This window comes from Pedobacter sp. MC2016-24, assembly GCF_015223055.1.
Taxonomy (GTDB): domain Bacteria; phylum Bacteroidota; class Bacteroidia; order Sphingobacteriales; family Sphingobacteriaceae; genus Pedobacter.
In genome coordinates this window covers 605,956-619,885 of the sequence record NZ_JADFBX010000002.1, presented here as the reverse complement: position 1 = coordinate 619,885, position 13,930 = coordinate 605,956, and the positions used below count along the sequence as shown (strand labels likewise).

Annotated in this window: 14 protein-coding genes; 8 read left to right on the top strand and 6 right to left on the bottom strand. The window is 40.0% G+C overall.

Annotated features, from left to right (window positions below; translation table 11 throughout):
- Window positions 1–45: 45 nt before the first annotated feature.
- Window positions 46–909, top strand: coding sequence for a methylated-DNA--[protein]-cysteine S-methyltransferase (locus IM797_RS08300; RefSeq protein WP_194126627.1), 864 nt, complete (start codon window positions 46–48; stop codon window positions 907–909).
- The gene (locus IM797_RS08295) at window positions 906–1,397 is read left to right on the top strand and encodes a hypothetical protein (protein ID WP_194126626.1); all 492 of its coding nucleotides are present in this window, start codon (window positions 906–908) and stop codon (window positions 1,395–1,397) included. The genes IM797_RS08300 and IM797_RS08295 overlap by 4 nt, the downstream gene beginning before the upstream one ends.
- Before the next feature lie 13 nt (window positions 1,398–1,410).
- Here IM797_RS08295 and IM797_RS08290 read toward each other — a convergent pair whose 3' ends face one another.
- Together IM797_RS08290 and panB are read right to left on the bottom strand one after the other, a co-directional pair.
- The gene (locus IM797_RS08290) at window positions 1,411–2,097 is read right to left on the bottom strand and encodes an RluA family pseudouridine synthase (RefSeq protein ID WP_194126625.1); all 687 of its coding nucleotides are present in this window, start codon (window positions 2,095–2,097) and stop codon (window positions 1,411–1,413) included.
- Window positions 2,097–2,912: a 3-methyl-2-oxobutanoate hydroxymethyltransferase gene (gene panB, locus IM797_RS08285; protein ID WP_194126624.1), complete on the bottom strand. Its 816-nt coding sequence runs from the start codon at window positions 2,910–2,912 to the stop codon at window positions 2,097–2,099. Before panB ends, IM797_RS08290 begins: the two co-directional genes overlap by 1 nt.
- A 317-nt stretch (window positions 2,913–3,229) precedes the next feature.
- Here panB and carA point away from each other — a divergent pair, with 317 nt between their 5' ends.
- The 5 genes from carA to IM797_RS08260 all read left to right on the top strand — a co-directional run bounded on the left by carA (window position 3,230) and on the right by IM797_RS08260 (window position 8,503).
- A complete protein-coding gene (gene carA, locus IM797_RS08280) occupies window positions 3,230–4,342 on the top strand; it encodes a glutamine-hydrolyzing carbamoyl-phosphate synthase small subunit (protein WP_194126623.1) in 1,113 nt (370 codons plus the stop codon).
- A gap of 99 nt (window positions 4,343–4,441) precedes the next feature.
- Window positions 4,442–5,209, top strand: coding sequence for an ABC transporter ATP-binding protein (locus IM797_RS08275; RefSeq protein ID WP_194126622.1), 768 nt, complete (start codon window positions 4,442–4,444; stop codon window positions 5,207–5,209).
- Window positions 5,210–5,220: 11 nt separating this feature from the next.
- Entirely contained in the window at window positions 5,221–6,312 is a 1,092-nt protein-coding gene (locus IM797_RS08270) for an ABC transporter permease (protein WP_194126621.1), read from the top strand.
- A 462-nt stretch (window positions 6,313–6,774) separates the two neighbouring features.
- On the top strand, window positions 6,775–8,070 hold the full coding sequence (gene eno / locus IM797_RS08265; protein ID WP_194126620.1) for a phosphopyruvate hydratase: 1,296 nt from the start codon (window positions 6,775–6,777) through the stop codon (window positions 8,068–8,070).
- 133 nt (window positions 8,071–8,203) lie between these two features.
- Window positions 8,204–8,503: a septum formation initiator family protein gene (locus tag IM797_RS08260; RefSeq protein ID WP_194126619.1), complete on the top strand. Its 300-nt coding sequence runs from the start codon at window positions 8,204–8,206 to the stop codon at window positions 8,501–8,503.
- On the opposite strand, the gene IM797_RS08255 is transcribed toward IM797_RS08260, so the two are convergent.
- Window positions 8,500–9,111: a trimeric intracellular cation channel family protein gene (locus tag IM797_RS08255; protein WP_194126618.1), complete on the bottom strand. Its 612-nt coding sequence runs from the start codon at window positions 9,109–9,111 to the stop codon at window positions 8,500–8,502. The two genes, IM797_RS08260 and IM797_RS08255, sit on opposite strands and share 4 nt — an antisense overlap.
- A gap of 16 nt (window positions 9,112–9,127) precedes the next feature.
- A complete protein-coding gene (locus IM797_RS08250; RefSeq protein ID WP_194126617.1) occupies window positions 9,128–11,212 on the bottom strand; it encodes a vWA domain-containing protein in 2,085 nt (694 codons plus the stop codon).
- 50 nt (window positions 11,213–11,262) lie between these two features.
- Here IM797_RS08250 and IM797_RS08245 point away from each other — a divergent pair, with 50 nt between their 5' ends.
- The gene (locus tag IM797_RS08245; protein WP_228098760.1) at window positions 11,263–12,024 is read left to right on the top strand and encodes a murein L,D-transpeptidase family protein; all 762 of its coding nucleotides are present in this window, start codon (window positions 11,263–11,265) and stop codon (window positions 12,022–12,024) included.
- A 59-nt stretch (window positions 12,025–12,083) separates the two neighbouring features.
- Here IM797_RS08245 and fabG read toward each other — a convergent pair whose 3' ends face one another.
- Together fabG and IM797_RS08235 are read right to left on the bottom strand one after the other, a co-directional pair.
- Window positions 12,084–12,827 (bottom strand): 3-oxoacyl-[acyl-carrier-protein] reductase, encoded by a 744-nt coding sequence (gene fabG, locus IM797_RS08240; protein ID WP_194126616.1) that lies wholly within the window; start codon window positions 12,825–12,827, stop codon window positions 12,084–12,086.
- Between the two features lie 25 nt (window positions 12,828–12,852).
- Window positions 12,853–13,923 carry an agmatine/peptidylarginine deiminase gene (locus tag IM797_RS08235; RefSeq protein ID WP_194126615.1) on the bottom strand — a complete coding sequence of 357 codons (1,071 nt, stop codon included), beginning with the start codon at window positions 13,921–13,923 and terminating at the stop codon, window positions 12,853–12,855.
- Window positions 13,924–13,930: the final 7 nt, after the last annotated feature.

Sequence of the window (13,930 nt, the reverse complement as noted above, 5' to 3'; positions counted from 1 at the left end):
TCCCTTCATTTGCCGGGCTAAATTTGTTGAACGATACATCGCTATATGGAACCTTTTAATCTGACCGACTACAACAGAATTGCAGCAGCCATTGCTTATTTAAAACAACATTTTAAAAACCAGCCTTCCTTAGCTGAAGTTGCTGCCCAGGTAAATCTGAGCCCTTTTCATTTCCAACGCATGTTCAGCGAATGGGCTGGGATCAGTCCCAAAAAGTTTGTCCAGTACTTAAGTATCGAATATGCAAAAAACATATTGAAAGATCAGCGAGCTACATTATTTGATGTGGCTTACGAAACGGGCTTATCCGGCACCAGCAGGTTACACGATTTGTTCATCAATATAGAGGGGATGACTCCTGGTGAATATAAAAATGGAGGCGAACACTTACAAATCAATTATAGCTTTGCAGAAAGCCCTTTTGGAATGCTTCTGGTAGCTACAACCGCCAAAGGGATTTGTCACCTTTCATTTGCCGACGATCAGCTAGAAGCCCTGAACCAGTTGAAAAGGACTTTTCCCAATGCCCATTACCATCAAATGCTGGACATGTTACAACAAAATGCCCTTTATGTTTTTACGCAGGACTGGAACCAGCTCGGTGAGATCAAACTGCACCTCAAGGGAACAGCTTTCCAATTGAAAGTCTGGGAAACCCTGATGAAGGTTCCCATGGGTAGATTAACTACCTACGGTACTATTGCTTCAAAATTAGGTAATGAGGGCGCCAGTCGTGCCGTTGGCACAGCAATTGGCAACAATCCGGTTGCTTTTTTAATTCCTTGTCACCGGGTAATTAAATCAACAGGTTTAATTGGGGAATACCATTGGGGTAGTACCAGAAAAGCCGCAATGATTGGTTGGGAAGCGGCAAAACAAAACATTCCGGAAATTGTTAAGAAAGCATGAGACATCAAATTTTAATTCCTGTTTTGTTGGCCGGCTTTGTGATATCCTGCAACAGTGAAAATGCGAATAAAACAACGGGAGATAGTACAGCAATTGTTAAAACAGACACCACCACTATGCCGACTAAGACAGTGGTTAATACGTCCGATTGCTATGGGTACACCAAGAACAGAGATACCGCATCCCTAAAATTAAATATTGCCGGGGATGAACTGACGGGTGAACTGAGCTACAAGCTTTTTGAGAAAGACAGCAATAAAGGAAAAATTGCCGGTGAATTAAGAGGCGACACCATCATTGCAGAATACACTTTCGATTCGGAAGGAATGAGATCTGTACGGGAAGTTGTTTTTGTAAAAAAAGCAGATGGGAAACTTTATGAAGGTACAGGCGAAGTTGAAGAAAAAGGTGGCAAAACACGATTCAAAAACAAATCTGCTTTAAAGTTTGATCAATCGATCGTTTTCTCTAAAGCAGACTGTAAATAATATTTAAGACCGGTTAAAATCCTTCAAATTTTTCCCAGAAGCCATCCACTGGCAACCTGGCAAAAATGTTTACAGGTTCTTTTTTTACCGGATGTAAAAATTGCAATCTGCGGGCATGTAAACAAATGCTCCCTTTGCGGCTGCCACGGGGATAGCCGTATTTGTTATCGCCTACAATTGGACAGCCCAGCGTTGACAGTTGTACACGAATCTGGTGTGATCTGCCCGTGAGGGGATCTACTTCAATCAGGTAGTAACCGTTCAGTTCGCCGATCAGCCTATAGCTCAATTCAGAACGCTGACTCCCCGGCACCTCAGTATTGTAAGGTGTAACCACATTTTTTTGCGGATTTTTAATTAACCAGTGGACCAATGTTCCAGATGGTTTCGCAGGCTTATTGCGTACAACAGCCCAATATGTTTTTTTGACTTCCCTGTTTTTAAATAGGGCATTTACCCTTTCCAGGGCTTTACTCGTTTTGGCAAAAAGAATAACGCCACTTACAGGCCTGTCCAAACGATGAACTACGCCTAAAAAGGCACTGTTCGGTTTATTATATTTAATAGCCAGGTATTTTTTTACCTGCTCATCTAAAGGCTCATCACCGGTTTCATCGACCTGAACAATGTCTCCTGCACGTTTCATTACCGCAATCAGGTGATTGTCTTCGTATAATATATCTTTATCAGTTACCGGCATTAATACTGCTCCTTTTCATTTGGAAAATCATTCCCTTTCACATCTTTGATATAAGACTGCGCAGCCGCTTTTATGCCTTCATACAAATCAAGGTATTGCCTTAAAAAACGTGGCTTAAATCCTTTGGTTAAGCCAATCATATCGTTAACAACCAATACTTGTCCGTCGCAGGATGGGCCGGCCCCGATTCCTATAGTGGGGATCAACAGGCTCTCAGAAACTTCCTTACCCAGTTTGGCAGGAATTTTTTCAAGCACAACAGCAAAACATCCGGCATCTTGCAAAGCCTGGGCATCAATTTTCAATTTATCGGCTTCTGCTTCATCTTTGGCCCTAACGGTATAAGTTCCAAATTTGTAAATAGACTGAGGTGTTAGCCCCAAATGTCCCATTACAGGAATACCAGCAGTTATGATGCGTTGTATCGAATCAACGATCTCTGTGCCACCTTCCATTTTCACACCATGTGCACCGGATTCTTTCATGATACGTATCGCAGAATTCAAAGCTTCTTTGGAGTTCCCCTGGTATGAACCGAAAGGAAGATCAACGACTACAAAAGACCGTGCGGCACCTCTAACTACACCTTGCGCATGATAAATCATTTGATCTAACGTAATTGGCAATGTTGTTTCATGACCAGCCATTACATTCGAAGCCGAATCACCAACCAGTAATACGTCTAGTCCGGCATCATCTAAAATGGTTGCCATAGAATAATCATAAGCCGTTAACATGCTTATTTTTTCTCCGCGCTGCTTCATTTCCTGAAGGATGTGGGTCGTTATCCGTTTTACTTCTTTATTTACAGACATGCTTAAATCGTTTTGTTCGAAACAAAATTAGTTTTTACATTCGAAATAACGGGATTTTTATTGTTTTTGTGACACAATACCTTTGATCTCCACGATGGAAATCTGTAAACTTTATTGTCCTCATTTTAAGTATGAACCTATTCTAATAATTTTCTTAAAAAAGTCTTGAATAGAACCTTACAAAATCCTATCTTTGTACCCCGAAATGAAGGGTTTAATTAACAGCACATTTGTTAAAAACATAATCGGTGTAAATACCGCAGATAAATCCTCATTTTTTCTAATTTTCACACCCATAATTTCTCATTATAATTACCATGACTAACTACACCAAGTTACCTGCTATCTTGTTATTGGCTGATGGAACTGTATACTATGGCAAAGCTGCCGGAAAGATAGGTACAACTACCGGCGAAATTTGTTTTAATACCGGAATGACAGGATATCAAGAGATTTTTACAGATCCTTCTTATTTTGGTCAAATCATGGTAACCACCAATGCACACATTGGAAATTACGGTATACACCGTGAAGAAATTGAATCAGACAGCATCAAAATTGCCGGATTGGTTTGTAAAAACTACAACATTGGCTATAGCCGTAAAGAGGCTTCTGAATCGATCCAGGATTACTTCCAAAACGAAAACATTGTTGGTATTTCAGATATTGATACCCGTGCTTTGGTACGTCACATCAGAAATAAAGGCGCAATGAATGCCATCATTTCGTCTGAAATCACAGATTTGGAAGAACTGAAAAGTAAATTGGCCGAAGTACCATCTATGGATGGCCTGGAGCTTTCTTCACAGGTATCAACCAAAACACCTTACTTTTATGGCTCTGCTGATGCGACTATTAAAGTAGCGGCTTTAGACCTGGGTATTAAGAAAAACATTTTACGTAATTTCTCTGACCGCGATGTCTACGTGCAAGTATTCCCTGCAAAAACTACTTTTGAAGAAATGGAAAAATGGGGTGCTGATGGCTACTTCATTTCTAATGGCCCTGGCGACCCTTCAGCCATGCCATATGCGATTGAAACTGTTAAAAAAGTATTGGCCGCCGACAAACCCATGTTTGGGATCTGTTTAGGACACCAGTTACTTGCCGAAGCCAACGGAATTGGTACCATGAAAATGTTCAATGGTCACAGGGGATTGAATCATCCGGTAAAAAATATCATCAAAAACCATTGTGAAGTAACTTCACAAAACCATGGCTTTGGTGTAATTCCTGATGAAGTTAAAAAATCAGATAAAGTAGAGATCACACACATCAACTTAAACGACCAGTCGATTGAAGGAATCCGTGTAAAAGGCAAGAAGGCATTTTCGGTACAATACCACCCGGAATCTTCTCCTGGCCCGCACGATTCACGTTATCTGTTTGATGATTTTATTACGATGATCAAAACAGAGCTTGCCTGGTAAATTACAGTTTCGTCTGTTTTAACATCATCTCACCGACATATATTAAGGTTTAGCGGGAAATCACTTTCGATTCCTTCTAAACCTTATTACATTTATAACATGGATAGAAATAACGCCATTATCAGTGTAAAAAACCTGGTAAAAAAATACGATGACTTTACGGCTGTACATGGAATCAGCTTTGATGTTTATGAAAATGAGATCTTTGGACTTCTTGGGCCTAATGGCGCCGGAAAAACAACTACACTGGAAATCATCGAAACGCTGCGTGAGAAAACTTCCGGAGAGATTTTGGTGAATGGTTATTCTGTAGACAAAGATTCGAATAAGATCAAAGGAATTATCGGGGTTCAGTTGCAGACAGCAGGTTATTATCCAAACCTAAATCTGGTTGAACTGATGGAGCTCTTTTCTGGTTTATATGGCTCTGATGTTAAGCCCATGGAAATGTTGGAAAAAGTAAATCTTCAGGATAAAGCCAAGGCGAAATACAAAGCCCTTTCTGGTGGGCAAAAACAACGTTTCTCTATTGCAACAACCTTAATTAATTCACCAAAAATCATTTTTTTAGATGAACCTACCACCGGTCTGGATCCCCAGGCGCGGAGAAATCTATGGGACCTGATTACCGAGATCCGGAATAATGGCACCACAGTGGTCATCACGACACATTATATGGACGAGGCTGAACAATTGTGTGACCGGGTCGCTTTTGTAGAGCATGGCCGGATCATCGCACTCGATACACCAGACAATTTGATCGACAAACTTATCAGCAGTGGTTTTGAAAGAACAAAAGAAGTTAAAAAAGCGAATCTGGAAGATGTTTTCATCAACCTGACCGGTAAAGAATGGCGCGAAGGATAATAAATACAAAAATGAGCAAACCTTATAATCATACAAAAGCTACCCTGGCCCTTGCAAAAGCAAGTTTCCGTTCCATCATGCGTAGCCCATCGGCTGTTGTTTTTACCCTGGCCTTTCCTTTAATTTTCATCCTGGTATTTGGCTTTCTCGGTGGTGGTGGCATCAAGGTAAAACTGGCAGTTGATCCACAATCAGATGTTCAAAACCCGATCATTGCTGCGCTTTCCCATAATCCGGTCGTTAATCTGGTAAAAGATAAAGATCAGGGGGAGATCAAAACTGGTTTGGAAAAAGGAAATATCGATGCCCTGATTAACATTAAAAAGAATGAAGCGGGTAAGCCTGCCTATATCGCAAATGTTCAATACACTTCTGCCTCGATTGACAAAGGAAGTATCTTGAAATCCGTTTTAAACAACCTGATGTATACGTTAAATACCAGGGACATCGTGCCTACTGTGGCGGAGATTAAAGAAAGTACTGTAGAAGGCAGAACCTACCGGACCATTGATTTCATTTTACCTGGCCAATTGGGCTTCTCTTTACTAAGTACAGGTGTATTTGGTACTGCATTTGTGTTTTTCAGCTTGCGACAGACCCTGGTGATCAAACGTTTTTTTGCCACCCCGGTAAGAAGATCGAGCATTGTTTTTGGGGAGGGTATAGCCAGAATTGGATTTGCCTTACTTGGCGCCATCTTCATCATCCTGATCGGACATTTCTTTTTTCATTTTACTTTAATTAATGGAGTAGTCACCATTTTAAACATGCTGGTACTGGCCATTATCGGCCTCATTGTCTTTATGGGATTTGGATTTGTGGTTTCAGGTATCGCCAAAAGTGAAAGTACCATTCCTCCGATTTCCAATATCATTACACTGCCCCAGTTTTTGTTATCAGGCACCTTCTTTTCTATCGATGCCTTTCCTACCTGGCTACAGCCAATCAGCAGGGCTTTACCACTAACTTACCTGAACGATGCCATGAGAAAAGTAGCATTTGAAGGCGCCGGACTTTGGGATGTCAAACACCAGATCCTGATTATGATCATCTGGGGAATTGGCATCTATGCGGTAGCGGTTAAGGTGTTCAAGTGGGAATAAAAAATCAAATCAGATGGCACCAAATTATTTTAAGGATTTGGGGCCTGACATGCAGCTTTGTATGAGCCTTTAGCAGAGTCGAATGTTAGCCTGACTTTCTCCGACTCTCCTCCTACTCTTGTTCGACAAAACTAAACCAATAGTTATACAAAAGCAGGAGCATATTCAGACTATTTTCGGGCGTGCCATTAGCTCACTCACAGATCCCATAAAATTACCGGAGTTCTAAGATCTTTGCTGTAATTAAATAAAGTATTTAAATTAAAAAACGTGAAAACACAAAAAATTTGTTTAGACCCATCAGCACTCATTTTTTAACACGTAACTGTATCTTAACTAAGGCTTAATTCAAAAAAAATCATTATCAATCCCTAAAATTTAAAATTTATTATAACTTTGAGTATCGCTTAGTAATTGTAAATTTTACACTAAGCTAATTTCACTAAAAACCAATATTAAAAAATGAGTTTAATAATCGATGTTCATGCGCGTCAAATACTTGACTCCCGCGGTAATCCTACAATTGAAGTAGATGTAATGACAGAAAATGGTGTCCTGGGTCGCGCTGCCGTACCATCAGGTGCTTCAACTGGCATACACGAGGCTGTAGAGCTTCGCGACAATGACAAATCTGTATATATGGGTAAAGGTGTTTTAAAAGCAGTTGCCAATGTAAATGATAAGATTGCTGATGAATTGAGAGGAATTGATGTATTTGAACAAAATGCGATTGATAGCTTATTGATTAAATTGGACGGAACAGAAAACAAAGGTAATTTAGGTGCCAATGCCATCCTTGGTGTATCTTTGGCTGTAGCTAAAGCTGCTGCACAAGAAAGCCGCCAACCTTTATACCGCTATATTGGTGGTGTAAATGCAAACATCCTTCCAATCCCAATGATGAACATCGTTAACGGTGGTTCCCACTCGGATGCTCCGATTGCTTTTCAGGAATTTATGATCATGCCTGTTGGCGCATCTTCTTTCTCTGAAGCATTAAGATGGGGTACCGAAGTATTTCATAACCTGAAAGCCATTTTGCATGACAGGGGTTTATCTACTGCAGTAGGTGATGAAGGTGGTTTTGCACCAACATTTGACGGTACTGAAGATGCTGTTGAAACCATTATTAAAGCGATTGAAAAGGCAGGTTACAAAGCTGGTGAGCAAATCTTTTTAGCATTTGATTGTGCTGCTTCTGAATTTTACAAAGACGGCAAATACGACTATACTAAGTTTGAAGGCGAAAAAGGAGCGATCCGTACCAGTGCAGAACAAGCTGAATACCTGGCTCAGTTAACTCAAAAATATCCTATCATTTCTATTGAAGACGGAATGGGTGAAGATGACTGGGATGGCTGGAAATTGTTAACGGAGAAAATTGGTGATAAAGTTCAATTGGTTGGTGATGATTTGTTCGTAACAAATGTAAAAAGATTACAAACCGGTATTGACAACAATACAGCAAACTCAATTTTGGTGAAAGTGAACCAGATCGGTTCATTGACTGAAACCATCAATGCGGTATCCCTGGCACAAACCAATGGCTATACTTCAGTAATGAGTCATAGAAGTGGAGAAACAGAAGATACAACTATTGCTGATTTAGCCGTTGCATTAAACTGTGGTCAGATCAAAACCGGTTCAGCTTCCCGCTCAGACAGGATCGCTAAATACAATCAATTGCTGCGTATTGAAGAAGAATTGGGTTCTGCTGCACGCTTTATTGGCAAAGACTTTAAATTTTTGAAGAAATAACCGGTATCCAAAGGAACCATAAAGACCAGGCGGAATCATAATGATTCCGCCTTTTTTTGTACAGGCATTTTCTGATTCAATAAGAACATACAGCCTTGTGCAGATATCAGTTTTTTTCCTATATATTTGTATCATGAATCGCGTATTAGATCTTGTCCGCAATAAATACTTCCTATCCGTAGCTGCTTTTGCAGTATGGATGTTGTTTTTTGACAGGAACGACATGATTTCTCAATATGAATTCCGGTCGCAGGTAAATAAGTTACAGGAAGAAAAGGATTTTTATACCAGGGAAACTGCCCAGGTAAAGAAAGACCTGAATGAGCTGAGTACCAATTTAAACACGGCTGAGAAATTTGCACGGGAAAAGTACTTCATGAAGAAAGATAATGAAGATGTCTTTGTCATTATAAAAGAAGCACCTAAAAACTAATATCCAAATTTAGGTAAGGTAAGCTTATACTTAACCACAACAACCCTCAAGGTAAATATGAAGGCGATCACAATAATGGTTGCTACATCCTGCTTTAAATTAAAATATTGAAGGCTAAAGTAAAGTATCCCGCCCAGAATACAGGCTGTTGCATAAATTTCCTTGTGGAAAATTAAAGGAATTGTATTCAGTAAAGTATCCCTGATTACACCTCCAAAACAGCCGGTAATGGTTCCCAATGCAACGCAAATACCCGGACTTAAACCAAACATAATTCCTTTTTGGATGCCCAGCATGGTAAACAAGCCCAGGCCCATAGAATCAAACAAGAATAAGGTGACTTTAAACTTTTTAACGTGTGTTTTAAAAAATATGGTTCCCAAGGAAGTCAGTAAGATCAGCAAACAATAATTTACGTCGCGCATCCAGGCTACAGGTGTATCGCCAAGTAACATATCACGTACCGTACCACCGCCAATGGAGGTTACAAATGCAATGATGAGCACTCCAAAAGGATCCAGTCGGCGCTGCATGGCCGCAAAAGTGCCAGAAACAGCAAAGGAAATGGTTCCAAGCGTCTCGATAGTCTCCATGGTACTGATCTGCATCTTCGTTTAATTTAAATTACATTTCGCCGTTCCGCTTTCTGAAAAACCATTCTGTAGTTAACAGTACCATAATCAAAGCAAACAGCCATTTGAAGTTAATCAATTCCTGGTATTTTCGGTCTTCATAACTTACGGTTTTAATTTGTTCATTGTTTTTGATTACCTCAGCCAGTTTACTTATGTCCTGAGGCATATACATGGCAGCATTGGTTTGTTTGGAAATGGTATTTAACAACTGATGGTTGGCGGCCGTTTGCTGATATTCTGCGATCAGTGCATGAACATAAAACATACCCTTTGCGGTGTATTTTTGATTGCCAAAAGTTGTGCTTGCCATATAAGAATAGCTACCTGAAGGTAAGGCTCCCGCATTAAGTTGATAGGCATTTTCTGTTCTGGAGCATAAAAAATTATAGGTTTTACCGTCCTGACTTTTGATCTGAACAGCTACATCAGGTGTATTTACAGGTACGTAACTATCGGTATACAATACCGCATTGATCAGTATTGGTTCATTTTCATCGAAAGCATTTTTGGTTGTATATGCCTTGAACTTACGCTTATCGTCTTTTACGGAAAGATATTGGATGCTTTTAGAAATCAGATCGTTAAAAACAGAGGTTTCTTTTTGTGTCTCTGCTTCTGAGAGTTTCCACCTCCATAAACCCTCTCCTATCAGATAACCGGTTTTACGTCCATTGTCTGACATAAAAAACAACTGAGGGTTCTCTGTATCGATTTTACCAATTCGCTGATTTAAAACCACCATAGCATTTCCATTGAACTGCACCTTTCCGAAAGGCATGAGTAAGGGATCATAAGCCTCGATTTGCTTTACAGCCTGATCATCTAGATTGAAGGCTGTAAAGCCAGTATTTACGTGACTATAGGCCTCTTGTAATGGAGCATTGGCATTTACGATATGAACCTCTTTTTGAATTTGATTGAACGCATTGAAATTACTTTGAGCACCTAAAATATGCCAGATGGAGACATTCGTAAGTTGTAACTTGTTCAAAAAACCTGTAGCATCATAGCTAACTGATGGCAATTGATACAAAACAACCAAACCGTAGTCTTTAAGATTAACCGAATTCAGATCATCGGCCAAAGCAATTTTCACTTCGTAATTTTTATTTTGTGCAATCACCTGCTTTAAAGCAGAAATATCTGGATGCGGGCCCGCTGCCGCAATCAGAATTTTTTGCCTGGCATCTATAACTTCTATAAAAACACTTTGGGTATTGTTCTTCTCCGAAACCTCATGCGCAAGCGGGCTAAGGTTGATGGTATATTTTTGAAGTCCCAGCTTACTTGCTTTTAACTTAACCTGTATATTTTTAACGAAAGCATTTTCATTGATCTGCACCTGTTCTTCAAATACATTACGGCCGTTATCAAGCACCGACAAAGTAGTATGCATCCCTTTACTGTCAAATGCCTGTACCTGGATAGACAAGATGAATTCATTATTGAGATAAACCAGGTCATTGTAATTTATACTGGCGATCATGAGGTCTTTTTTAGCTACTGAATCGCCTAAGGCAATGGTATATACCGGAGCTTTTAATTTGTTCACCTCATACAAAGGTGTCCCGCCACGGTTAAAAATGCCATCAGTTGCTAAAATTACGGCTCCTATATTCCGGTTTAAATACGCATCATTTAACTGAGTGATCAGCTGAGATGCATTGGTTAATTTACCCTTGTAGCTGAAATCAAAACCCGGACTAACCACATCACTAAAATTATAGACTTTTACCTCATAGTCATCTTCCAGTTGTTTCGCCAGGTCTTTGAGGTTTTTTTCATATTGCTGCTTGTTAAACCCTGCAGGTTCAATGTTTCCTGCCGAAATGGAATTGTCTTGTGCAATCAGGATGATTGGCTTTTCTAGGTTGTATGAAACACTTCTGATTAAAGGAAAAGCAAGCAGACAGCCGATCAGACCAAGAGCAACGGTCCGGATGGCAAACAACGCATATCTTAAGCGTCGATCTAAATGCTCCGTTTTTCTGTACAGCAACCAGGCCAACAGTAAAGCTACCCCAAAACAGGCAACTAAAGATAAGGCCGTATACACTGTAAAGGAATCGCTCATACGCATTTGGGTAAAGATGCTAAATTTTAAAAAAATAAGCCTAATTTCAGATGCAAAACATTTTTTTTCCGACAAATATGAAAACCTGGACCAAAACCTTGTTAATCAGCATCATGACATTACCAGCATTTGCTCAATCCGGATTTAAAGCTCAACAACTGAAATTCGACCGCGTAAAAACAGCCTATGATGAAAAATGGTCTGGCTTGCAGAAGGAATTGAAGGCTGCAAAATTCCCGGAAAATTTCAGCCTGTTTCTGGCTGCGTATAAAACCGAGGGTAAATTGGAGGTTTGGCTCAAAGCCGCTGATCAGGATGAATATAAACTGTTTAAAACGTATAATTTCTGCGCACACTCCGGCACTTTGGGACCAAAAATTAAAGAAGGAGACTTACAAACTCCTGAAGGGTACTATGTCATCAATGCATTCAACCCCCAGAGCAACTTTCACCTTTCTTTAGGGATAAACTACCCGAATAAAATAGATCTGCTCAGGAGCGGCTCGCAAAGGCCTGGAGGAGACATCTATATTCATGGCAATTGTGTAACCGTAGGTTGCATACCACTCACAGATGATAAAATCAAAGAGCTATATCCAATCGCAGTAGAAGCAAAAAACAACGGACAACAACAGATTCAGGTTTATATTTTTCCATTTAAAATGACTGTAGCCAATGTGACGAAATACACCAAACAATTTCCTCAGCAAGAAGTATTTTGGCGTAACCTGAAATCAGGTTATGATTATTTTGAAAAACACAAAACACTACCAGTGGTTACACAAAAAGGCACACAATATGCCTTTAAATAATAAAGCTTGTATCAAAGTAAATTGATACAAGCTTTATTTATCAGTTTAAATCTGTTTTCTTATAGCATACCACCGCAAACCGACAAAACCTGTCCGGTCACATAAGCACTCATTTCTGAAGCTAGGAAGACACAAACATTTGCTACATCTTCAGTTTCACCAGCTCTTTTCAGTGGAATACCTTCTTCCCAACCTTTAACTACTTTAGGATCCAGTACATCTGTCATTTCCGTACGGATAAAACCCGGGGCAACTACATTGGTACGGATGTTACGAGATCCCAGTTCTTTCGCTAAAGATTTAGAGAAACCGATAATACCGGCTTTTGAAGCTGCATAATTGGCTTGTCCAGCATTTCCCTGTACACCAACTACTGAACTCATATTGATGATAGAACCTTTACGCGCCTTCATCATTACCTTAGAAGCAGCCTTACATACGTTGAAAACGGATTTCAGGTTGACATTGATCACCTCATCCCAATTCTCTTCACTCATGCGCATCAATAAACCATCTTTCGTAATTCCCGCGTTGTTAACTACAATGTCCAGGCTACCAAAATCGGCGACAATGTTATTGATCAATTGCTCAGCTTCATCAAATTTAGAAGCGTCAGAGCGATAGCCTTTCACCTGAGTACCGAACGACTGCAACTCCTGCTCCAGGGCCAGACCTTTTTCAACAGAAGATAGATAAGTAAAAGCAACATTAGCTCCCTGTTCTGCAAACTTCTCCGCAATTTTACGCCCTATTCCTTTAGAAGCACCAGTGATCAGTGCTGTTTTTCCTTCTAATAATTTCATTATATCGTATTGTTTGGTTATTGATCTATTTAATTAATGCTGGCTCCTGCTGACTTAAGCAATGAAAACTTCCCAATCCCCAGATGATGTCTGTAGAATCGATTCCAACTACTTTTCTATCAGGAAAAACGTCTTGTATTATTTTCAAGGCTTTTTCATCATTTACATCTCTGAAAGTTGGCACAACGACCGCAGCATTAGCGATATAAAAATTGGCATAAGATGCTGGTAAGCGCGTGTCTTCATGAATTACCGGTGAGGGCATTGGCAGTTTAACAATATTTAAAGCCTTACCATTTGGCAGACGCATCTGTTTAAGTGCTTCCAGGTTTTCCTGTAGCAGGATATAATTTTCATCCAGAGGATTACTTTCTACTACAGTAAGCACAGTATCTTCATTAACAAAGCGGGTGATGTCATCGATGTGTCCGTCTGTATCATCACCTACAATGCCATCTCCCAGCCAGAGGATCTGTTCCGCACCATAAAACTGCAATAAATAATTTTCTATTTGTTCTTTATTGAGATGTGGATTACGGTTTTCATTTAATAAACAAGCGGTAGTGGTTAAGATTGTACCTGCACCATTGAATTCAACAGATCCACCTTCCATCACGATATCAGGCGTATACAAGGGCAAGTCAAAATGTTGTGCTATTTTAGTCGGGATCACATCGTCCAGATCAAAAGGTGGGTATTTACCACCCCATGCATTATAGCCCCAATCCACAACAGATTTTTGGGTACCATCAGCATTCAATAAAAATGCAGGGCCGTGATCGCGGCACCAGGCATCATTGGTTGGATTCAGATAAAACTCTACATTAGCCAGGTCTGCCCCAACTTTCTCCAGCTCTTGTATGGCAAAAGCTTTAGTTTCATCGTCGTTGATATTGATTCGTACCTTTTCGCCTTCAGCTACAATTTTTATAAACTGGCAATAAGGTTCGTATATGGTTTCAATTTTACCTGGCCAGGAAGCTTCTTTATGAGGCCAGCTTAACCAGGTTGCTTCGTGTTTAGCCCATTCCGCTGGAAAAGCATAGCCTGCTTTTTTTGGCGTATGGTTAAATATTACTTCGTTAAATGATGACATGCTCAAA